This window comes from Dolichospermum planctonicum (assembly GCF_005402965.1).
Classification (GTDB): Bacteria; Cyanobacteriota; Cyanobacteriia; order Cyanobacteriales; family Nostocaceae; genus Dolichospermum; species Dolichospermum planctonicum.
Window position 1 is genome coordinate 1 of record NZ_BJCF01000132.1, and the last position, 667, is coordinate 667.

The window sequence follows — 667 nt, forward strand, 5'->3', positions numbered from 1 at the left end:
AGAAGGATGGTTAGCACCGAGCCTACAAAGTCGAGTTGATAATATTAAAACTTGGGTTGAAAGATTGCGTAAACTTGCACCAATTCAGGCTATTAGTCAAGAATTAGTCAGGTTTGATATGCAGTTAATGGCTAATCCTGATATTCAAGGCCAGGAATATCAACAGGGAACTTTAGCTGGTTACGAAACCAGAGAATACTTGCTAGAAAAGTGGGGTAGACAATGTGCTTACTGTGGAGTAAAAGACGTTCCTTTTCAAATAGAACATATTCATCCACGAGCCAAGGGTGGTAGTAATTCAATTACAAATCTCACTTTAAGTTGTGAAAAGTGTAACACCAAAAAGGGAACGAAAGACATCAAAGATTTTCTCAAAAAAGACCCTTCAAAGTTAGAAAAAATCTTGAAGCAAGCTAAAAGACCACTGGCTGATGCAGCAGCAGTAAACACGACTCGTACTGCATTACTAGAAGTTCTAAAAGCAACCGGACTACCTGTAGAAACAGGTTCAGGAGGTTTAACTAAATTTAATCGTAGTCAACAACAATTAGAAAAAACACATTGGATTGATGCCGCTTGTGTTGGTAAATCAACTCCAATTCTCAATATCAAAGGTGTTAAACCACTGCTAATTACAGCTAACGGTCACGGTTCTAGACAATCTTGC

Annotated in this window: 1 protein-coding gene; it reads left to right on the top strand. The window is 38.2% G+C overall.

Features of this window, described 5'->3' with window-relative positions:
* Window positions 1–667, top strand: a 667-nt coding sequence (gene iscB / locus FFO06_RS20740; protein ID WP_201275512.1) for an RNA-guided endonuclease IscB, incomplete at both ends; no start/stop codon positions are given.